20 protein-coding genes are annotated in these 19,776 nt (G+C 61.9%); 15 read left to right on the top strand and 5 right to left on the bottom strand.

Annotation, left to right across the window (positions count from 1 at the left end; all coding sequences use genetic code 11):
* Nucleotides 1-211: 211 nt before the first annotated feature.
* Genes ACI3KW_RS09750 through ACI3KW_RS09740 form a run of 3 tightly spaced genes read left to right on the top strand, consistent with a single transcriptional unit; the run spans nt 212 to nt 3,887 of the window.
* Nucleotides 212-1,726, top strand: coding sequence for a di-heme oxidoredictase family protein (locus ACI3KW_RS09750; protein WP_404847908.1), 1,515 nt, complete (start codon nt 212-214; stop codon nt 1,724-1,726).
* Nucleotides 1,726-2,793 carry an imelysin family protein gene (locus ACI3KW_RS09745; protein ID WP_404847907.1) on the top strand — a complete coding sequence of 356 codons (1,068 nt, stop codon included), beginning with the start codon at nt 1,726-1,728 and terminating at the stop codon, nt 2,791-2,793. The genes ACI3KW_RS09750 and ACI3KW_RS09745 overlap by 1 nt, the downstream gene beginning before the upstream one ends.
* Nucleotides 2,794-2,795: 2 nt before the next feature.
* Nucleotides 2,796-3,887: a DUF1513 domain-containing protein gene (locus ACI3KW_RS09740; RefSeq protein ID WP_404847906.1), complete on the top strand. Its 1,092-nt coding sequence runs from the start codon at nt 2,796-2,798 to the stop codon at nt 3,885-3,887.
* A gap of 52 nt (nt 3,888-3,939) precedes the next feature.
* On the opposite strand, the gene ACI3KW_RS09735 is transcribed toward ACI3KW_RS09740, so the two are convergent.
* Both ACI3KW_RS09735 and ACI3KW_RS09730 read right to left on the bottom strand, forming a co-directional pair.
* Nucleotides 3,940-4,527 carry a uridine kinase gene (locus tag ACI3KW_RS09735; RefSeq protein ID WP_404847905.1) on the bottom strand — a complete coding sequence of 196 codons (588 nt, stop codon included), beginning with the start codon at nt 4,525-4,527 and terminating at the stop codon, nt 3,940-3,942.
* Between the two features lie 227 nt (nt 4,528-4,754).
* Nucleotides 4,755-5,774, bottom strand: coding sequence for a substrate-binding domain-containing protein (locus ACI3KW_RS09730; protein ID WP_404847904.1), 1,020 nt, complete (start codon nt 5,772-5,774; stop codon nt 4,755-4,757).
* A gap of 485 nt (nt 5,775-6,259) precedes the next feature.
* On the opposite strand from ACI3KW_RS09730, the gene ACI3KW_RS09725 reads away from it, so the two are divergent.
* From ACI3KW_RS09725 to ACI3KW_RS09690, 8 genes are all read left to right on the top strand, one after another.
* Entirely contained in the window at nt 6,260-7,528 is a 1,269-nt protein-coding gene (locus ACI3KW_RS09725) for an ABC transporter substrate-binding protein (RefSeq protein ID WP_262166219.1), read from the top strand.
* A gap of 150 nt (nt 7,529-7,678) precedes the next feature.
* The gene (locus tag ACI3KW_RS09720) at nt 7,679-8,596 is read left to right on the top strand and encodes an ABC transporter permease subunit (protein WP_390888843.1); all 918 of its coding nucleotides are present in this window, start codon (nt 7,679-7,681) and stop codon (nt 8,594-8,596) included.
* Nucleotides 8,596-9,441 carry a carbohydrate ABC transporter permease gene (locus tag ACI3KW_RS09715; protein ID WP_262166222.1) on the top strand — a complete coding sequence of 282 codons (846 nt, stop codon included), beginning with the start codon at nt 8,596-8,598 and terminating at the stop codon, nt 9,439-9,441. The genes ACI3KW_RS09720 and ACI3KW_RS09715 overlap by 1 nt, the downstream gene beginning before the upstream one ends.
* A gap of 13 nt (nt 9,442-9,454) precedes the next feature.
* On the top strand, nt 9,455-10,462 hold the full coding sequence (locus ACI3KW_RS09710; protein WP_113123707.1) for an ABC transporter ATP-binding protein: 1,008 nt from the start codon (nt 9,455-9,457) through the stop codon (nt 10,460-10,462).
* 186 nt (nt 10,463-10,648) lie between these two features.
* Nucleotides 10,649-11,431 (top strand): ThuA domain-containing protein, encoded by a 783-nt coding sequence (locus tag ACI3KW_RS09705; protein ID WP_262166226.1) that lies wholly within the window; start codon nt 10,649-10,651, stop codon nt 11,429-11,431.
* 166 nt (nt 11,432-11,597) lie between these two features.
* On the top strand, nt 11,598-12,641 hold the full coding sequence (locus tag ACI3KW_RS09700; RefSeq protein WP_404847903.1) for a Gfo/Idh/MocA family protein: 1,044 nt from the start codon (nt 11,598-11,600) through the stop codon (nt 12,639-12,641).
* A 215-nt stretch (nt 12,642-12,856) separates the two neighbouring features.
* The gene (locus tag ACI3KW_RS09695) at nt 12,857-13,357 is read left to right on the top strand and encodes a hypothetical protein (RefSeq protein WP_404847902.1); all 501 of its coding nucleotides are present in this window, start codon (nt 12,857-12,859) and stop codon (nt 13,355-13,357) included.
* Between the two features lie 103 nt (nt 13,358-13,460).
* Complete coding sequence (locus tag ACI3KW_RS09690; protein ID WP_113123704.1) at nt 13,461-13,712, top strand: GlsB/YeaQ/YmgE family stress response membrane protein; 252 nt, start codon at nt 13,461-13,463, stop codon at nt 13,710-13,712.
* A 175-nt stretch (nt 13,713-13,887) separates the two neighbouring features.
* Here the strand turns inward: ACI3KW_RS09690 and ACI3KW_RS09685 are convergent, their stop codons facing one another.
* Complete coding sequence (locus tag ACI3KW_RS09685) at nt 13,888-15,492, bottom strand: bifunctional metallophosphatase/5'-nucleotidase (RefSeq protein WP_404847901.1); 1,605 nt, start codon at nt 15,490-15,492, stop codon at nt 13,888-13,890.
* A 197-nt stretch (nt 15,493-15,689) separates the two neighbouring features.
* Between ACI3KW_RS09685 and ACI3KW_RS09680 the strand changes: the two genes are divergently transcribed.
* Nucleotides 15,690-16,337 carry a ThuA domain-containing protein gene (locus ACI3KW_RS09680; RefSeq protein ID WP_262166232.1) on the top strand — a complete coding sequence of 216 codons (648 nt, stop codon included), beginning with the start codon at nt 15,690-15,692 and terminating at the stop codon, nt 16,335-16,337.
* Between the two features lie 4 nt (nt 16,338-16,341).
* Here ACI3KW_RS09680 and ACI3KW_RS09675 read toward each other — a convergent pair whose 3' ends face one another.
* Both ACI3KW_RS09675 and ACI3KW_RS09670 read right to left on the bottom strand, forming a co-directional pair.
* Nucleotides 16,342-16,980 (bottom strand): DUF1109 domain-containing protein, encoded by a 639-nt coding sequence (locus ACI3KW_RS09675; RefSeq protein WP_404847900.1) that lies wholly within the window; start codon nt 16,978-16,980, stop codon nt 16,342-16,344.
* Entirely contained in the window at nt 16,977-17,528 is a 552-nt protein-coding gene (locus ACI3KW_RS09670) for a sigma-70 family RNA polymerase sigma factor (RefSeq protein WP_404847899.1), read from the bottom strand. The genes ACI3KW_RS09675 and ACI3KW_RS09670 overlap by 4 nt, the downstream gene beginning before the upstream one ends.
* Nucleotides 17,529-17,695: 167 nt before the next feature.
* On the opposite strand from ACI3KW_RS09670, the gene ACI3KW_RS09665 reads away from it, so the two are divergent.
* The 3 genes from ACI3KW_RS09665 (at nt 17,696) to ACI3KW_RS09655 (ending at nt 19,772) form a co-directional block, all read left to right on the top strand.
* Nucleotides 17,696-18,052: a hypothetical protein gene (locus ACI3KW_RS09665; RefSeq protein WP_404847898.1), complete on the top strand. Its 357-nt coding sequence runs from the start codon at nt 17,696-17,698 to the stop codon at nt 18,050-18,052.
* Between the two features lie 80 nt (nt 18,053-18,132).
* Nucleotides 18,133-18,984: a cytochrome b/b6 domain-containing protein gene (locus ACI3KW_RS09660; RefSeq protein WP_404847897.1), complete on the top strand. Its 852-nt coding sequence runs from the start codon at nt 18,133-18,135 to the stop codon at nt 18,982-18,984.
* The gene (locus tag ACI3KW_RS09655) at nt 18,981-19,772 is read left to right on the top strand and encodes a molybdopterin-dependent oxidoreductase (protein WP_113120846.1); all 792 of its coding nucleotides are present in this window, start codon (nt 18,981-18,983) and stop codon (nt 19,770-19,772) included. The genes ACI3KW_RS09660 and ACI3KW_RS09655 overlap by 4 nt, the downstream gene beginning before the upstream one ends.
* Nucleotides 19,773-19,776: the final 4 nt, after the last annotated feature.

Below are 19,776 nucleotides of genomic sequence, written 5' to 3'. Positions count from 1 at the left end.
AGCTCCGGCTCACCGCGGTGTCGCCCCGGCGCAGGCCGGGGCCCATCCCGAGATATTTCAGCGACCGGCGTGCGCGTTGTTATCTCAGGATGGGTTCCGGCCTCCGCCGGAATGACACAGTGGGGTGATGGAGATGGTGCCCCATGGATGGAACGGATAAGGCAATTGCCGATACATCCCGCCGACGCGGGAATGACGCCATGGATTTAGCATGAAAACCCGCCTGACTATTGCCCTCGTCGCCCTGCTTGCCGGGGGACTTGCCTTTGCGCAGGACAAGGCGGTGCGATCCGACCTGACACCGGAAGACCTGGCACGGGTGGCGCGGGTTACGGCGCCGGCTACGGATTTCTCCGCGCCGGAAAACTTTGAGACCATGCAGGCGGGCAAGGGGACGACCAAGAAGATCGTCAACCAGGACGCGTTTAGCCATTTCCTCGCCAGTCTCACCTTTGAGCAGGAAGAGACGTTCAAGCTGGGCAATGCGCTGTTCCGCAAGGTGTGGGTCAGCTCACCCAGTTCGACCCAGGCGTCGGACGGGCTGGGGCCGCTGTTCAATGCGCGGGCCTGCCAGGCGTGTCACATCAAGGATGGGCGGGGGCATCCGCCATTCGACGCGAGCCGCGATAGCGGGGTGTCGATGTTCCTGCGGCTGTCGGTGCCACCGGGCGAGACGGATACGCGGATGGCGCTGGATGGGGTGTTTGCCGGAGAGGTGGGCGACCCGACCTATGGCACCCAATTGCAGGATTTTGCCGTGCCGGGGCTGAAGGCCGAGGGGCGGATGGTGATCGACTATACCGATCTGCCCGTGACGCTGGGCGATGGCAGTGTGGTCACGCTGCGCCAGCCGGCTTATTCGGTGGCGGACCTGGCCTATGGGCCGCTGGCTGAGGATGTGATGCTGTCGCCGCGGGTGGCGCCGCCGATGATCGGGCTGGGGCTGATCGAGCAGGTGCCGGCCGAGGACATCCTGGCGCTGGCCGATGCGGATGACCTCGATGGTGACGGCATTTCGGGGCGGCCGAACTGGGTGATCGATCCGGAAAGCCAGAGCGTCATGCTGGGGCGGTTTGGCTGGAAGGCGGGGATGCCCACCATTCGCAGCCAGTCGGCGGCGGCGTTTGCCGGAGATATCGGGATTTCAACGCCTTTGGTGAACAAGCCGCATGGCGATTGCACCGAGCGGCAGACGGAGTGCCTGGCTATGCCCACCGGGGAGCAGGCGCGGCTGGGGGTGTCGGAAGCGCCTGATCCGGTAATGGATCTGGTGACGTTTTATTCGCAGACGCTGGGCGTGCCCCTGAGGCGCGATGTGGGCGACCCCGCCGTGTTGCGCGGCAAGGCGGCGTTTTATGGGGCGGGTTGCGCCAGCTGCCACAATCCCAAATTCGTCACCAGCCGGGATGCGGAAAATCCGGCGCTGCGGTTTCAGCTGATCTGGCCTTATGCCGATTTCCTGCTGCACGATATGGGGCCGGGGCTGGCCGATCATCGGCCCGAGGGGCAGGCGGATGGCTATGAATGGCGCACGCCCCCGCTGTGGGGCATTGGGTTGACCCAGACCGTTTCGGGGCACACGTTTTTCCTCCATGATGGGCGGGCGCGGAGCCTCGTCGAAGCCATTCTGTGGCATGGCGGGGAAGCGCAGGCAGCGCGCGATGCTTTTGCCAATCTGGACGCGGCCACGCGCAAGGACATGATCGCTTTCCTGGAGTCGCTGTGATGCGTCTGCTGCTTGTTCTGCTGCTGTTTCTGGGTGCCGGGCCGGTCATGGCGCAGAAGCTGACCACGACTGCGGCGCTGGCCAATGCGGTCAATGAGGTGATCCGGCCGGGCTTTGCCGATCTGCGCGACGAGGCGCGTGGGCTGGTCGATGCCATGGCGGATTTGTGCGCCAGTCCATCGGCGGAAAAGCAGGCGCTGGCGCAGGACTGGTTCGGCAAGACCGCGACGGCTTATGGCCGGGTCGAATTCGTGCGGATCGGGCCGCTGATGGAGGACAATCGCAGCGACAAGCTGCTGTTCTGGCCCGACCGCAAGGGCATTGCGTTGCGGCAGGTGCAGGCCATTCTGGCCGATGAAGATGCGAGTGCCACGGCGCTCGATACGCTCAAGGGCAAGAGTGTTGCCGTGCAGGGGTTCACGGCGCTCGAATTCGTGCTCTTTGGCACTGGGGCGGAGGCTTTGGCCGGGGCGGAGGGACAGTTCCGCTGCCAATATGGCGCGACTATTGCCCAGAACGTGGCCGAGATTGCCGATGCGCTGGCCTCTGCCTGGAATGCTGATGATGGCACGGCGGCGCATTTGATGGCGCCTAATGAAACCTATGCCGATTATCGCACCAAGACCGAGGCGGTGGAGGCGCTGGTCGGGCTGGTGTCGCATGGCATCGAGGGACTGCGGGATACGCGGATCAATCCATTTATTGGGCAGGGCGGCAAGGCTGCGGCGCCCAAGCAGGCTTTGTTCTGGCGTTCGGGGCTGACCATGGCGATGGCCGAGGCCAATGTGGAGGGGCTGGAGGCGTTGTTTAGCGTTTCGGGCATGGCGCGGATCGGCCGGGCGGCCGATAGCGGGCTGGACAATTCGATCCGCTTTGAATTTTCCAATGCCAAACGGGCGATTGGGCTGGTCACCGCGCCGGTGGAAGAGGCGGTGGCTGACCCTAAACAGGCGCAGGCGCTGGCCTATCTGGTCATCGTCACCCAATCGCTGCAGGCGCTGGTGGGCGAGCAATTGTCCACCGCGCTGGGGCTGAGTGTCGGGTTTTCCTCGCTGGATGGAGACTGAGCATGTGGCAGCGGCGGGCGTTTCTCAGGGCGGCGGGCGTTGGCTTTGCGGCGAGCCTGATGCCGCGGCAATTGGTGGCGTTGGAGCGGAATGAACTGGTGTTTGCCTCCTCGGTGCAGACCAGTTCGGGCGGCTATGGCGCGGTGCTGCTGGGCGAGCGCGGCGATCTGATCGCGCAGATCGCGCTGCCCGATCGGGGGCATGACATTACGATCAGCCCCGAGGCGGGGCGCGGCGTGGTGTTTGCGCGCCAGCCGGGGACGTTTGCCGTGGTGTTTGACCCAGCCGCGCGGGAGGCGCCGGTGCCGCTGACCTCGATCGAGGGGCGGCACTTTTTTGGCCATGGCGTGTTCTCGCCGGATGGGCGCCTGCTTTATGCGACCGAAAGCGATTTCGAGGCGGCCAAGGGTGTGATTGGTATTTATGACGCGACCGATGGTTATAAGCGTATTGGGGAATTCCCCACCTATGGCACGGGGCCGCATGAAATGCTGCTGATGCCTGATGGGGTGACCTTCGTCATCGCCAATGGCGGCATCGAGACCCATCCCGATTATGGTCGGGCCGAGTTGAATCTCGATACGATGGACCCTTCGGTTGCGTTCGTCGACCGGCGGGACGGGCATTTGGTGGGGCAATTGCGGCTCGATGCGGGGCTACATCAGCTCTCGATCCGCCACATGGCGATCGATGCGCGCAGCCGGGTGTGGTTCGGCTGCCAATATCGCGGCGCGCCCAGCGATAGCCCGCAATTGGTGGGCTATGCCACGGCTGAGGGCGAAATCAAATTGATCGAATTGCCGCTCGATACGCTGCGCGACCTGCGCAATTATGTCGGCTCGGTTGCGGTTTCTGCCGATGGGACGAGCGTTGCGGTGTCGTCGCCGGAGGGCGATCTGCTGGTGGCCATCGATGCGGAGGGTGGGCGGCCAGTGTTGATTGAGACGCTGCGCAATGGCTGTGGGTTGGCGGCGGATGGTGCCGGGTTTGTGGCGACCAGCGGCATGGGGGAGATGATCGGGCTGGCGGGAGCGGAGCGGGAGCCGCAGAAGTTCGATTTTGCGTTTGATAATCATGTGTTGCGGGTGGGGTAGGTGTGGAGGCTTGGTGCCACGACCTCGTCCTTCGACCGGCTCAGGATGAGGTCTATTGGGGGTCCTGGTACCCGCGCCCCTTGACCAGATAATCCGCCCGGCTGCGTGGGTCGGTTTGGAGATAGAGCTCGACGCTGGGCATGAACAGGTCGTGCCATTCGTGTTCCCAGTCGCCGACGCCGCGCTTGAGTGCGGCGGTGAGGGTGGTGGAGGCATCGCTTTGCACCCAGAGGCGCAGGTCGTAAAGCGGAGCGAGGGCGGGGTGGAGGGATGACACGCCTTCGATGATGATGGGCCGATCCCGGGTGATGGTTCGGGCGGCGGCGCTGGCTTGGCCTGTTGCCCAATCGTAGGGGTGATAGGTGCAGTGTCCGTGCTGTGCCAGGCTGGTCACGGCGGCCAGAAAATCGTCGTAGCGGATATAGGCGAAGGGGAATGACGGCAGCACCTTGCCGCGCCAGTCCGCTTCGGGCCGCACAAAATCATCGAGGTAGATGGTTTGGGCGCCGATGGCTTGCTCCAGCCGCTCGGCAAGGGTTGACTTGCCGCTGACCGGCAGGCCGTCGATGGCGATGAAACGGGCGCTGGTTTGGGTGACAAGGGTTATGGTTTCGTTGAAATCGAGAGTTGGCGGGGTCATTTCGGTGCTGCTCCTAGCCGGTCAAGCAAGCTGAGCACATTGCAATGGCGGTGTCATTGCGGCGAGAGGGGGCGCTGTTTTTTGGCGGGTGGTAGAAAAAACAGAGGTTCCCGCCTTCGCGGGAATGACATTTTGGGGAGGTGGGCGAGCGCGTGGAGGCTTGGGTGCCACGACCTCGTCCTTCGACAAGCTCAGGATGAGGTCTACTGGGGGAGGGAGTAGGTGGGCTAGAGCGCCGGCGCTGGCCCCGAGCTTTCGCGTAGGACCAGTTCCACCGGCCATAGCTCATGCACGTCTTCGATGGGTTTGCCGGCGAGGATTTGCAGGATGAGTTCGGCCATGCGGGTGCCGGCCTGGCGCATGGAAGAGCGGGTGGTGGACATGGAGGGGTACATGTTGTCGGCGTTGAGATAGGGGAAGACGTCATCATGGGCGATCATGGAGACGTCTTTGCCGAGCTCAAGGCCGGCCTGGCGGATGGCGCGGAAAATTCCGAGGGCCGTCATCATCGAGCCGGCGAGAAAGGCGGTGGGGCGGGGGCGGAGTTCGAGCATGGCCTGGGTCATGCGGAAGGCGATTTCGTCGGTGAACACGGAATTGCCCATCAGGGCCGGATCGAAGGAGACGCCGCGCGCCGAGAGGGCGGCGAGGTAGCCGATTTCGCGGTGTTCGGCAAAGGTGCGGCCCTTGATGCCATTGAGCAGGGCGATGCGGCGATGGCCCAGATCGAGCAGGTGGCTGGTGGCGCGCTCGACGGCGCCGGTATTGTCGATATCGAGCCAGGCGACGGGCTGGCCGATATTGGTGCGGCCATGCAGCACGAAGGGCACTTTGAGGTCGAGCAGCAGTTCGGCGCGTTCGTCATGCAGGGTGGGGGAGTGGAGGATAAAGGCGTCCACTTTCTGGCTGGCGGCGCCGCGCTTATAGGCGGCCACTTCATCCTCGTAGCTCTCGACGGTGGTGAGCAGAATATCGATTTCCTCATCGGCCAGGCGTTCGCCGATGCCGCCGAGAAATTCGCTGGTATGGGGACCGAATTCATAGGAGCCGCGCAGCACCATGCCGATGGCGCCCGAGCGGCCGGTGGCGAGCCGCAGCGCGCTGGCATTGGGGCGGTAGCCCAGGCGCTTGGCGGTTTCGGCGACGCGCAGGCGCGTGGCTTCGTTGACCTCGGGATAGCCATTGAGCGCGCGGCTGACAGTGGTTTGCGACAGGCCGAGATGTTCGGCGAGGTCTTTCAGTCTCATTGGCGTTCTGGCCCGGGGCAAAATACGGCAGCCTGGCCGGACAAATCCGGCGCAAAGCCTTAAGCCGCATAGGCTTTAGGGCGAGCAGGCCGCTTTGACCAGCGGTTCCTGCGATCCTCCTCCAATGGCATTCAAAGCGATTTCAAATTTTGATGCAAGAGTGGATTTTTTCGCGTCCTGCGATGAGGTGCGTACATCAAGCCAATTTAGGGTGTTAAAAGACTCTTACGCATTTCACTTGGTTCAACCCATTGAATAATAACGGATAAATATATTTCAGTTCGCAAAGTCGTGCGAATCTGGCGCAGGGCTGCTTGACAGAAGTCCGGGCCTCTGGTTGTTTTTCGTTCAAAGCGCTTTGAAAATCATGCGGTTCAGCCGCTGGCGAAGAGCTTTTCGGGGGAGGAATGGACTGGGCGGCGCGTCAGGCGTGGGCCCGGTTGGCATGCTTCCTCATGAATCTGGTTTCATTCGGGAGGATTGTAATGAAAATCAACACACTGCTCGTTGGTCTGCTGACGAGCGTGACACTGGTCGTGGGCTCGGCCCAGGCCGCCGACTTGTCGATCGTGTCGGGCGATACCGGCAATGGCCTGGCATTCCTGCGCAGCCAGCTCGACAAGTTCGAGGCCGAGACGGGCAATAAGGTCACCGTGGTGCCGATGCCCTCGTCGACCTCCGACCAGTTCGGGCAATATCGCCTGTGGCTCGCGGCCGGCAATACCGATATCGATGTGTACCAGACCGACGTGATCTGGGCGCCGCAGCTGGCCGATCAGTTTCTCGATCTGACCGATGCGGCCAAGGATGTGGTGGGCGCGCATTTCCCATCGATCATCGAGTCGCAGACCGTGGACGGCAAGCTCGTTGCCCTGCCGGCCTTTACCGACGCGCCGGCCCTGTTCTACCGCAAGGACTTGCTGGAAAAGTACAGCAAGCCCGTGCCCACGACCTGGGACGAAATGGCGGCGACCGCCAAGGAAATCATGGATGCCGAACGCACGGCCGGGAATCCGGACATGTATGGCTTCGTGTTCCAGGGCAATGCCTATGAAGGGTTGACCTGCAATGCCTTGGAATGGGTCAAGTCCAGCGGCGGCGGGCAGATCGTGGAGGCCGATGGCACCATTTCGATCAACAATCCGCAGGCAGCAGCCGCCATCGATCGCGCGGCGACCTGGATCGGCACGATCTCGCCGGAAGGCAATCTGGCCTATCAGGAAGAAGAAAGCCGCGGCGTGTGGCAGCTGGGCAATTCGGTGTTCATGCGCAACTGGCCCTATGCCTATGCACTGAGCGGTGGTGACGATTCCGCCGTGAAGGGCAAGTTCGACGTGGCGCCGCTTCCCGCCGGTGAAGGCGAAGGCGCGGGCTCGGCGGCAACGCTGGGCGGCTGGAATGTCGCGGTTTCCAAGTATTCGCCGGACCCGGAAGAGGCGATCAAGCTCGCGCTGTTCCTGGCTTCGCCCGAAGTGCAGAAGGAACGCGCGATCAACCAGTCCAACCTCCCCACGATCGAAGCGCTCTATGACGACGCCGACGTGCTGAAGGCTTCGCCCTTCATGGCCAACTGGAAGGAGATATTCCAGAATGCGGTGCCGCGTCCGTCCGCGCCGACCAAGGTGAAGTATAACGAAGTGTCCTCGCTGTTCTGGAGCGCCGTCCACAATACCCTGTCGGGCAATGGCACTGCCGCCGAGAACCTGGAAGTTCTCGAGGCCGACCTGTCCGATCTCAAGGGCGACGCCTGGTAAGACCTCCCGATAGCGCCATGGCACGGACGGCGGTTTGCCCCGCCGCCCGTGCCGCTGAAGGACCTAGAGAAACGGGAGGAGTAGTGGATGGCTACCGATACCATCGCGTCCGCGGCCAGCGTGGGCCGGCCCAAGATCAAATCCGAATTGATGCAGCAACGGGTGCGCGCCGCGCGCTGGTTCCTGCTGCCCATGATGATCGCGCTGGCTGTGGTGGCCGGCTGGCCGCTGCTTCGCTCGATCTATTTTTCGTTCACCGATGCCTCGCTGACCAATCTTTATGGCGCGGAATGGGTGGGCTTTACCAATTACCTGAGCTGGCGCACGCTCGATAGCGGTCGCACCATCTACCGGGGCCTCTTGGTCGATCCGGCCTGGTGGAATGCGGTGTGGAACACGGTGCGCTTCGCCTTCTGGTCGGTGCTGTGGGAGACCGTGCTGGGCATGATCGTCGCCCTGGTGCTGAATGCCGAATTCAAGGGACGCGGCCTGGTGCGGGCGGCCATTCTCATTCCCTGGGCTATCCCCACCATCGTGTCGGCCCGCATGTGGAGCTGGATGCTGAACGACCAGTTCGGCATTCTCAACGATCTGGGGATGCGGCTGGGTCTGCTCAGCCAGAAGGTCGCCTGGACCGCTACGGCGGAGACGGCGATGACCGCGGTGCTGGTGGTGGATATCTGGAAGACCACGCCGTTCATGGCGCTGCTGATCCTGGCCGGGTTGCAGATGATCCCCAAGGATATCTATGAGGCCGCCGAAATCGATGGCGTGCATCCGATCAAGCAGTTCTTCAAGATCACGCTGCCGCTGGTGCGGCCGGCGCTGATGGTGGCGATCATCTTCCGCGTGCTCGATGCGTTGCGCATTTTCGACCTGATCTATGTGCTGACGCCCAATAGCGCGGCGACCAAGACGATGTCGGTGCTGGCACGCGAGAATCTGTTCGATTTCGACAAGTTCGCCTATGGCTCGGCGCAATCGACGCTGCTGTTCCTGATCATCGCCGCCTTCACCATCCTCTATATCTGGCTGGGCAAGGTGAATTTCGACGGGGGAGACCGCTAATGGTTGGCACGCTCAATCTATGGGGCCTCACCAAGACGGTGCTGTTCTATGCGCTGGTGGTGTTCATCGTCGTGGTGTCGGTGTTCCCGTTTTATTACGCGATCCTGACCAGCTTCAAATCGGGCACGGACCTGTTCCGCATTACCTATTGGCCCACTTCGTTCAGCTGGAACAATTACCTGGCGGTGCTCAATACCGGCAGCTTCCCGCGTAACCTGCTGAACTCCATCTTCGTGGCGTCGGTTACGGTGCTGCTGGCGCTATTCCTGGCGGTGACGGCCGCGTTTGCGCTGAGCCGGGTGCGGTTCCGGGGCCGGAGCCTGTTGCTGATGACGATCCTGGCCGTGTCGATGTTTCCGCAGATTGCGGTGCTGGCGGGGCTGTTCGAGGTGATCCGTGCGCTGGGTATCTACAATACGCCCTGGGCGCTGATCTTCTCCTACACGATCTTTACGCTGCCATTCACCGTGTGGGTGCTTACCACCTTCATGCGGGATCTGCCGGTGGAAATCGAGGAAGCGGCCATTGTCGATGGGGCCTCGCCCTGGGTGATCATCACCCGCGTGTTCCTGCCGCTGATGTGGCCGGCTTTGGTGACCACGGGGCTGCTCGCCTTTATCGGGGCGTGGAACGAGTTCCTGTTCGCGCTGACGTTCACTTCGTCCAACAATACCCGCACCGTGCCGGTGGCCATCGCGCTGCTGTCGGGTGGGTCGCAATATGAAACGCCGTGGGGCCTGATCATGGCTGCCTCGGTCATCGTTACCGTGCCGCTGGTGATCCTGGTTCTGATCTTCCAGCGCAAGATCGTCAGTGGGCTGACCGCCGGCGGCGTCAAGGGTTAGGGGAGTTACCATTATGGCAAGCATCGAGCTTCGCAAGATCCGCAAGGCCTTTGGCGCGGTGGAAGTCATCAAGGGGGTGGACCTGGAGGTCCGCTCCGGCGAATTCATGGTGTTCGTCGGCCCTTCGGGCTGCGGCAAATCTACCTTGCTGCGGCTGATTTCGGGACTGGAGGACATTACCTCGGGCGAAATGCTGTTTGACGGCAAACTGGTCAATGCACTGGCGCCGTCCAAGCGGGGTATCGCCATGGTGTTCCAGTCCTATGCGCTGTACCCGCATATGACGGTCTATGAGAACATGGCGTTCGGGCTGACGCTCGAAAAGGGCCATGGTAAGGAAGAAATCCGCCAGCGGGTGGAAAAGGCCGCCGACATGCTGCAGATCCGGCAATATCTGGACCGGTTGCCCAAGCAATTGTCGGGCGGGCAGCGCCAGCGCGTGGCCATTGGCCGGGCCATTACGCGCGACCCCAAAGTGTTCCTGTTCGACGAGCCGCTATCGAACCTCGATGCGGCGCTCCGCGTGGCGACCCGCATCGAAATCGCCAAGCTGCATGAGAGCATGAACAATGTCACCATGATCTATGTGACGCATGATCAGGTGGAGGCCATGACGCTGGCCGACCGCATCTGCGTGTTGCGCGACGGGGTGATCGAGCAGGTCGGCACGCCGATGGAGCTTTATGAGAAGCCCAATTCGGTGTTCGTGGCCGGCTTTATCGGCTCGCCAAAGATGAACTTCATCTCCGGGGAAAAGGCCGCTTCGTTTGGCGCCGATACGGTGGGCATTCGCGGCGAACACATCACCATCGTGCCGGACAATGGCACCTGGAGCGGCACGGTGATCCATACGGAAAACCTGGGCGCGGATAGCTATGTTTATCTGGAAATGGGCACCGAGGAGCCGGTCGTGGTGCGGCTCGATGGGGCCAATACCTATCACAGCGGCGACGTGGTGCACATTTCGCCGATGGACGACAAAATCCACCGCTTCGACGGCGCGGGCAAGCCGCTCGCCTGAGCAGACTTTTGCTGCATTCCAAAAGTAGACCTCACCCTGAGCTCGTCGAAGGGTGAGGTCGTGGCGCGATCAGGGGCACGCCCTCGTGGTTCGACAAGCTCACCAAGAGGTCTACTGAGCCGGCCGAACCAGCACCAATCAACCTGGCCCGCGGGCCAACTTTCTAGCATCTACAGGAGACTACAAATGCCGATCCGTACCCTGGTGTGGGGTGAAAATGTCCACGAGCAGAAGAACAAGATCGTGGCCGATAATTACCCCACCGGCATGCACAACCAGATCGCCAAGCTGCTGTCGAGCGACAGCAATATCGTGACCAAGACCACAACCTTGCAGGAGCCCGAGCATGGCTGCAGTGTCGAGGCGCTGGCCGAGACCGATGTGCTGGTGTGGTGGGGCCATGCGGCGCATGGCGAGGTGAAGGACGAGATCGTCGAGCGCATCGCCAAGCGGGTCTGGGAGGGCATGGGCCTGATCGTGCTGCATTCGGGCCATTTCTCCAAGATTTTCAAGCGCCTGATGGGTTCGCCCTGCGCGCTGCATTGGCGTGAAGCCGGTGAGCGCGAGCGGCTGTGGGTCACCAATCCGGGCCACCCGATCGCCAAGGGCCTGCCGGCCTATTTCGAACTCGAAATGGAAGAAATGTATGGCGAGCCCTTCAGCGTGCCCGAGCCGCTAGAAACCGTGTTCGTCTCCTGGTTCCAGGGCGGAGAAGTGTTCCGGAGCGGGCTGACCTATCGCCGTGGCGCGGGCAATATCTTCTACTTCCGCCCCGGCCACGAAACCTATCCGACCTATCATGACGATACGGTCGGGCTGGTGCTGCGCAATGCGGTCAACTGGGCGTATAACGCCAATCAGTTCCCGCAATTGCTGGATGCGCCGAATACGCCGGTCGATGAGGCGATCGAGAAGATCGTGGAACGCGGGCCCAAGCTGCATCATGGCCGCGAAGAGGGTTTTAAATAACAGAGCGCCAGACGCCGTTATCTACCACTGGGTCATTCCCGCGAAAGCGGGAACCTCCGTTGTGCGATGGCGCAGTCAAACAGGGGTTCCCGCTTGCGCGGGAATGACCCGGTGAATTGATAGTGACTCAGCGATCACCGCGGTGATCCATCAAGGAATAACGAAGATGCGGTTGCTCATTCTGGGTACCGGCGGCATGGCCAATCAACATGCCAAGCATTTTGCTGCCATCGAGGGCGTGACCCTGGCGGGGGGCGTGGACGTGGACCCGGCGCGGGTCGAGGCGTTCTGTGCGGCGCATAATATGGAGCGTAGTTTTGGCTCGCTCGATGCGGCGCTGGCCTGGGGCGAGTTCGACGCGGTGGCCAATGTGACGCCCGATAGCGTGCACCATCCGACGACCATGGCCGCGCTCAAAGGCGGCAAGCACGTGTTCTGCGAAAAGCCGCTGGCGACCGACCATGCCAAGGCCATGGAAATGACCGAGACGGCCGAACGGCTTGGGCTGGTCAATATGGTCAACCTGACCTATCGCAATGTCAGCCAATTGCAGAAGGCGCGCGAAATCGTGGCTTCGGGCGCGGTCGGCAAGGTCAAGCATTTCGAGGCGAGCTATCTGCAGAGCTGGCTGGTTTCCAAGGCCTGGGGCGATTGGCGCACCGAGAGCCAGTGGCTGTGGCGGCTGAGCAAGAAGCACGGCTCCAATGGCGTGCTGGGCGATATCGGCGTGCATATCCTGGATTTTGCCGCCTATGGCGCGGGCAGCGATTTTTCCAAGGTTTTCTGCCGCCTGGAAACGTTCGACAAGGCCGAAAATAACCGCATCGGGGAATATGACCTGGACGCCAATGACAGCTTTGCCATGACGGCGCAGCTGGAAAACGGCGCGCTGGGCGTGATCCATGCCACGCGTTGGGCCACCGGGCATTTCAACGAATTGCGGCTGCGGGTCTATGGCGAGCTGGGTTCGGTCGAGGTGCAGCACCGGCACGATTGGTCTAAGTTGTTCACGTGCCTGGGCGCGGATGCCGAAACCGGCACCTGGACCGAGGTCGAGGTCGAGACCGTGCCGACCAATTACATGCGGTTCGTCGAAGCAGTGCGGGCGGGGAAGAATCTCGAGCCCAGCTTCCGGCATGCGACCAATATCCAGAAGGTGCTGGACCTGGCGGTGGTGACGGACCGGGACCGGAGCGAGCATAAGGTTTGAGGCCATTTGTCATGAACGAAGAGGCCCGCAGCGATGCGGGCCTCATGCCCTTTAGCTGTCTGTGAATATCGCGGGCAGGGCTGCCAAGGGGATGCACGGTGGGGCGTTGCTCCGCCGCATCCTCCTACGGATTAGTTAGGCTGGCTGTGGCTCTTGTCATGGAGACCGGGTACGATTCTGGGATTCCCTTTGTGTCACGATTTCTCGGATGATCCATGCGCCTCGTTCTTGCTGCGGCTATCTGCCTGTCCATGTCTGCAACAGCATTCGCTCAGGCAGACTCAGCCCGATCGGAACTAGACACTGTTGCGCTCATTTTAGCCGGGGTCACCCCGGGTGAACTCGACTTGGGGGACATTGTCATTGTCACTGTGCGGACAGGCGATGGCGCCTACGAGATACGGAAAAAGGGAGCAGACCCTAGCCTGGGATACAAAGAATACTGGGTCAAAAAAGTTGACCACTGCAAGTATGCATTCGCCTCCAAACTTAGGAATGGCGAAGGGCTCAGTTACAGCACTCAGGCGGGCTGGTTAGATGCGATTGCCATCGAGAGTATGACTTACGAGACGGTCGCCGGGTACCCCTACCTATACTCGAAAAAAATACCGAACTTAGACCCGGCCAACTTCTTCGGCGATCCGCTACTCACAGCGGCCTTCAGCTTAGAGGATATGAACCGGATTGCGGCCGAATTTTTAGAGACCGTTTGCTAGGCTGCTGCCGTCCCCAACTGATCTGGTGTCCCTTTTTCTTGCCACGCTTGCAACCGTGGCGGCAGGTACCGATTTACCCAGCAACGAAATCAGGAGCGTCGTCATGAGTATTGTGTGGGCCATCATCATCGGGTTTTTCGCGGGGCTGATTGCCAAGTGGATCACGCCGGGGGATCGCAAGCCGAGCGGGTTTATCCTGACGACGGTGCTGGGCATTGTCGGCTCGGTGCTGGCGACGTGGTTGGGGCAGGCCGTGGGCTGGTATGGGCCGGGCGATGGCGCCAATTTCATCGGGGCCATTGTGGGCGCGGTGATTATTCTTTTGGCCTGGGGGCAGTTGGCAAAGCGGGTTTGAGGGCAATTTACCCACCCACGGTGTCATTCCCGCGAAAGCGGGAACCTCCGTTTCCCGGGCTCTCCAAGCAAACAGAGGTCCCCGCTTTCGCGGGGATGACACTGTGGTTGGGCTGAGGTCGAAGCAACAAAAAAGGCGCCCGCGGGCGCCCTTCGTGTTTGTGCTGAACCGAAACCTACTTGATCTCGGTGATACGACCATCGGTGTAGGGGGTGTATTCGCCGCCCAGCTTGGCGATGTAGTCGGCGACGACTTCTTCGAGCGGGGGGCCGAAATCGTAGGGGTTTTCGCCGTTGGCGAAGGCTTCGTAGCCGTCGCCGCCGCCGCGGACGTAATTGTTGGTGACCACGGTGTAGCTGGCCTCCTCGTCGATCGGCACCCAGGCGTCGCCATCCTTGACCTGCACGTCGCTGACACGGCTGCCGGCGGGTTGCTTGAGGTCGAACGAATATTTGAGGCCTGATACCTGGGCGAAGCGGCCGGCGCCGTTTTCGACGTCGCTGACGCCGTTTTCGAGCGCTTCGATGACGTCGCCGCCCGAGACCTGCACGGTGGCCAGGGTATTGGAGAAGGGCAGCACGGTGATGACGTCGCCTACGGTGATTTCGCCGGCATCGATGGAGGCGCGGATGCCGCCGCCATTCTGGAAGGCGATGGTGGCGCCCTGGTCGGCGACACGGTCGAGGATGGCGTCGGCGAGCAGGTTGCCCATCGAGCATTCCATGGCGCGGCAGACTTCGCGGGCGCCTTCGAGCGGGGCGGTGGCGGTGCCGATGACCTCGCCCATGGCCGCTTCGATCGGGCCGGCCAGTTCGGCCAATTGACCCTTGAAGTCTTCATTGCCCTTGACCGAAGCGTCGATCAGGAAGGGTTCGCCTTCGGCCTTGGTGACGACGCCATTGTCGTCCCAGGTGATGGCGATGTCGCCCAGATATTTGCCATATTGGTTGGCCTGCACCACGGGGACTTCGACGCCGTCCGGGTTGGTGACCATGGTGGGATAGGGGCCGGCAGCGCCCTCGGCGGTGTTGGAGAGCAGGGTATGGGAATGCCCGCCCACGATGACGTCCACCAGTGGCAGGGCGGCGGCGACCTGCTGGTCTACCGTGTAGCCGATATGGCTGAGCAAGATGATCTTGTTGACGCCGGCTGCGTCGAGCGCTTCGGAGGCGCCGCGCACATATTGGATCACATCGGTGAATTCGATATTGGGGCCGGGCGAGGCGATATCGGGCGTGTCCTCGGTGGTGGCGCCGATAATGCCGATCTTTTCGCCGCCCACTTCGATGACGAAGGAGCCCTTGATCTTGCCGCGCAGGTTCTCATCGCGGCTGACGTCGAAATTGCCGCCAATGATGGGGAATTTGGCGGCTTCGATGAATTTGAGGAATTCTTCGGGGCCATCGTCGAATTCGTGATTGCCGGTGGCGACCACGTCAAAGCCCATCTGGTTGAAGAAGTCGGAGACGACCTTGGATTTGTAGGTGGTGTAATAGAGCGAGCCCTGGAAATTGTCGCCGGCCGAGAGCAGCAGCGAATTGCCGGAGGCGTATTTGGCGCGGGTATCGTCGATAATGGTCTTGAGGCGCGCAATGCCGCCAAAGCATTCCCCGGCTGCGTCGGTTTCGGCGTCGCAATTGGAATCGGTGCCGGTGATCGGGTCGAACCGGGAGTGGAAATCGTTGATGTGCAAGATATTGAGCGTGAAATCGGCATAGGCCGCGCTGGAAAAACCGGCGCAGAGGGTTAGCGCCGTGGCGCCCAGAAGTAGCTTTTTCATCCCTGTTGTCCCTTTGATTGCTTTTGACGGCGACCCGCGACCGCCTTCCCGCCGGCCGCGATGAGAGAGCAGTTAAACAGGTCTTCGTGACGGACGAAAGTGGACCTTTTGGTCAATTTTCGGCGGCGCTGCCGAGGGTTCCAATCAGAACGCATTGCGATAAGCTCCGCCGCGTTTTGATTTGCGGGGAATTGGCTATGCGGAGTGCTTTGATTGTTTATGGCGGCTGGGAAGGCCATGATCCGGAGGAATGCGCGGCCATCTATCGCCGCTGGCTGCACGAGGATGGCTATTCGGTGCGCACCGCCACCGAAACCAGCGCCTTTGCCGATCCGTCGATCCATGATCTGTCGCTGATCATTCCGATCTACACGATGAGCAAGATCGCGGCCGAAGAGGTGGCGAACCTGACCAAGGCGGTGGAAGGCGGCGTGGGCCTGGCCGGGCATCATGGCGGGATGAGCGACGCCTTCCGCGAGGCGGTGGATTATCAATTCATGGTGGGCGGGCAATGGGTGGCCCATCCCGGCAATATCATCGATTTCAAGGTTGATGTGACCAAGCCGGACGATCCGATCATGGCCGGGATCAGCTCATTTCCCTATACGTCCGAGCAATATTACATGCATGTCGACCCCTCCAACGAGGTGCTGGCGACCACGACCTTTACCGGTGAACATGCCCCCTGGATCGATGGGGTGGTGATGCCCGTGGTGTGGAAGCGCCGGCATGGCGCCGGGCGGGTGTTTCATTCGACGCTCGGCCATTCGGCCAAGGAGTTCGACGTGCCCGAAATGGCAACGATCCTGCGGCGCGGCATGAATTGGGCGGCGCGCGAGGAATAGCGGTCTACCAGCGCAGCAGGAAGCGTCCAAGTAGCGCGCCCAGGCCGCCGACCAGCACGATGCCCAGCGTGTAGAACAGCGCGACGAACATCATGCCGTTTTCGGCGCAGGCGAAGGAATAGACCCAGGCGCCGGTGCCGCCGGCCATGATGCCGGCGGCAAAGCCGGCCAGGGGCGGATTGGCCGGCGCCAGGCGGCGCAGCACGAAGATGGCGGCGAACAGCACCGGCAGCGACAGCACGACGATGCGCCATGGGCAGACCAGCGAGGTGCCGCCCACAATCAGCGGCATCATCTCGCCCGGTTCGGCACGGGTGAGCTGGAACACTGCGCCGATGAGCAACAGGCCCAGTAAAGCCAGCGCTGCCAGCCAGGGCCAGCGGGTGCGGCCATCGGGCCGGGCCAATACCAGCGTGGCGCAGAAGCCGAACACGGCGATTGCCAGCGTATAGGTGAACTTGCTCCAGAACATCATCGTGGCCGGCGCGGTCTCCATGTCCGGGCGCATGCCCAGCCACATGTTCATGGCGAGGACGGCGATAATGCCGCTCAGCACCACTGCGCCCAGCAGCAGGCGCTGCATGGCCGTGCGGCGCACGGGCTTGAGGTCGGATGCGAGGCGGGCAATCAGCTCGTCGGTCATTTCGGACCTCCCGCAAAGCGCATGGCGAGCGCTTTGAGCCCGCGATGGATGGATACTTTGGCGGCTGTTTCGGTCATGCCATGGGCGGCAGCGGCCTCGGCAACGGAGGCGCCATCGACCTTGGTGCGATAAATGAGATCGCCGGTGCGGGCGGGGACGGTTTCCAGCACCACGTTGAGGTCGTGGCGGGCGAGGGCGTCGGCGCTGTCGTCATGGGCGATAATTGGGGCGTCGTCCTCAAGCGGCACGGTCAGCCGGATCGACTGGCGGCGCACATGATCGACGAATTTGTGGTGCGCCACCGCATGCAGCCAGGCCGTGAACGGGCGGTTGCGATCATAGGTCAGACGTCGGGTGTGAATGGCCAGCAAGGTCTCCTGCACGAGATCCTCCGCGTGCGCGGCAAAGGCGGGGGTGAGCCGCCGGGCGAAATAGGGGCGCAGGTGACGGCCGAGTTCGGCCAGCAGCGACCGATAGGCCGCAGCATCGCCGTCAAGCGAAGCGAGCATCAGGCTGCGCAATCGCATCTCGGTGGGATCAGTCTGCATTGCCCATCATTCGCTCCCTCGGGCCGTATTGTTACATCGGGCGACGAACTATGAAACGCAGAATTCCGGATCACGACGCCGTGACCGCGTAACGTCGGCACCAGACAGGGCGAATGGCAGGGCATGAACCGCGCGATGGGGCGTGGTCAAAATTCTGGAGACAGCTCGTGACACACACTCTGCGCACACTTTCCCTGGCGGCGATTGCCGCCTTCACCTTTGCTGCAGCGCCAAGCTTTGCGGAGGACGCCATGGCCCCGGCCGCAGGCGCAATGGCCAATGACGCGATGGCTCCCGCCGGTGCCATGGGTGCCATGGCTCCGGCTGACGCCATGGGCTCAATGACGCCGATCAGCGATGCCGATTTCAAGTCGTGCAACGAGCAAGCCGCGACCATGACCTTTCCTGCCGCCATGGAGGCGGCCATGGCGGCCTGCCACGGCTTGCATCAGGGTATGGATGTGATGGGCGCCATCAAGTCGATGGGCATGGAAACCGGTGCCATGGCGCCGGCAGCGCAATAACGTTTAAGTGATGTTCGACGCTTTCCCCGCGCGGTACCGTTGCTACGGACTGCGCGGGGCAACTGCGCGGAGGGGTATGGATGAGCGAGCAGACAATTTCAGATCGGGCGGGCAAAGGCCCGCTGATCTATCGCCAATCGATCTGGACGCGGGTGACCCATTGGCTATGGGCCATCTGTCTGTTCTTCCTGCTGCTGTCGGGGCTGCAGATCTTCAATGCGCATCCCGCGCTGTATATCGGGCAGCAATCGGGCTTCGAGTTCGACAATGCGGTGCTGGAGATCGGCGCGGTCAACACCGATGCCGGCGCGCGCGGGCAGACGACTTTGTTCGGGCAGACATTCGACACGACCGGCGTGCTGGGCATGAGCGGGCCAGCGGAGCAGCCGCAATTTACGGCGTTCCCCGGTGCGGTGACCATTCCCTCCTATCGCGACCTGGCGACGGGGCGGGTGGTGCATTTCTTTTTTGGCTGGGTGTTCGTTTTCACCATGTTCGTCTGGTTTCTGGCCAGCTTCATCAATGGGCATATTCGCCGCGATATCGTGCCGCTGGGTGACGATCTCAAAGGGGTGCCCAAGGATGTGGCCGACCATGCGCGGCTGCGGTTTCACCATGGCCGCAGCTATGGACCGCTGCAGAAGCTGAGCTATTTCGGCGTGTTCTTCATCCTCTTTCCGTTGATCGTTTTGACGGGGCTGACCATGTCGCCGGGCATGAATTCCATTGCGCCGTTCCTGCTCGATATTTTTGGCGGGCGGCAGACGGCGCGGACGATCCATTTCGTGGTCATGGTGCTGCTGGTGGGGTTCTTCATCATCCATATCGCCATGGTGCTGGCGGCCGGACCACTCAATGAGCTGCGCTCGATGATTACCGGTTGGTATCGCGCCAGCCCCGGCACGCCGGCCAGTGGAGGAGACAAGCCATGAGCGGGTTCAAGCTCAATCGCCGCAAGTTTCTGGGCGCCTCGGCTGCGGCTGGGTCGGGGTTGATCCTGTCGGGGTGTGACCAGTTCGACTTTTTGGGGCAGCGGGATAATCAGGTTCGGGCGGTGCTCGAACAGGCCAATGTGCTGACCTATCAGGTGCAGCGGCGGCTGATCGGGGCGCAGACATTGGCGCGCGAATATTCGCCCAGCGAAATCCGCCAGGGCCAGCGGCCCAATGGGTCGACCAATCCGAGCACGGCGGAATATTCCGCGCTGCGGGCCGCGGATTTTGCCAATTACAAGCTGACCATCAAGGGGATGGTGGAGCAGGAGGTTTCGTTCTCGCTGGCCGAATTGCGCAATATGCCGGCGCGCAGCCAGATCACGCGGCACGATTGCGTCGAGGGCTGGAGCTGTATTGCCAAGTGGACCGGCACGCGGCTGGGGGCGGTGCTGGATATGGCACGGGTGAAGCCCGAGGCGCGGTTCTGCGTCTATCATTGCTACGACAATATCCAGACGTCGCTGGCTGGGGACATTCTCTATTATGAGAGTTCGGACCTGATCGACGCCTATCATCCGCAGACGATCCTGGCTTATGGGCTGAACGATCAGACGCTGCCGGTGGCCAATGGCGCGCCGATCCGGGTGCGGATCGAGCGGGCGCTGGGGTATAAGCAGCCTAAATATGTGCACACGATCGAGCTGGTGGATGACCTGTCGCCGTTCGGGCAGGGCAAGGGCGGGTATTGGCCGGACAATGGCTATGATTGGTATGGCGGGATTTGAAGGG

This window comes from Devosia sp. ZW T5_3, assembly GCF_044987315.1.
Taxonomy (GTDB): domain Bacteria; phylum Pseudomonadota; class Alphaproteobacteria; order Rhizobiales; family Devosiaceae; genus Devosia.
Note: the sequence above shows the minus strand (reverse complement) of the source record. Positions and strands in the feature narration are given on the sequence as shown.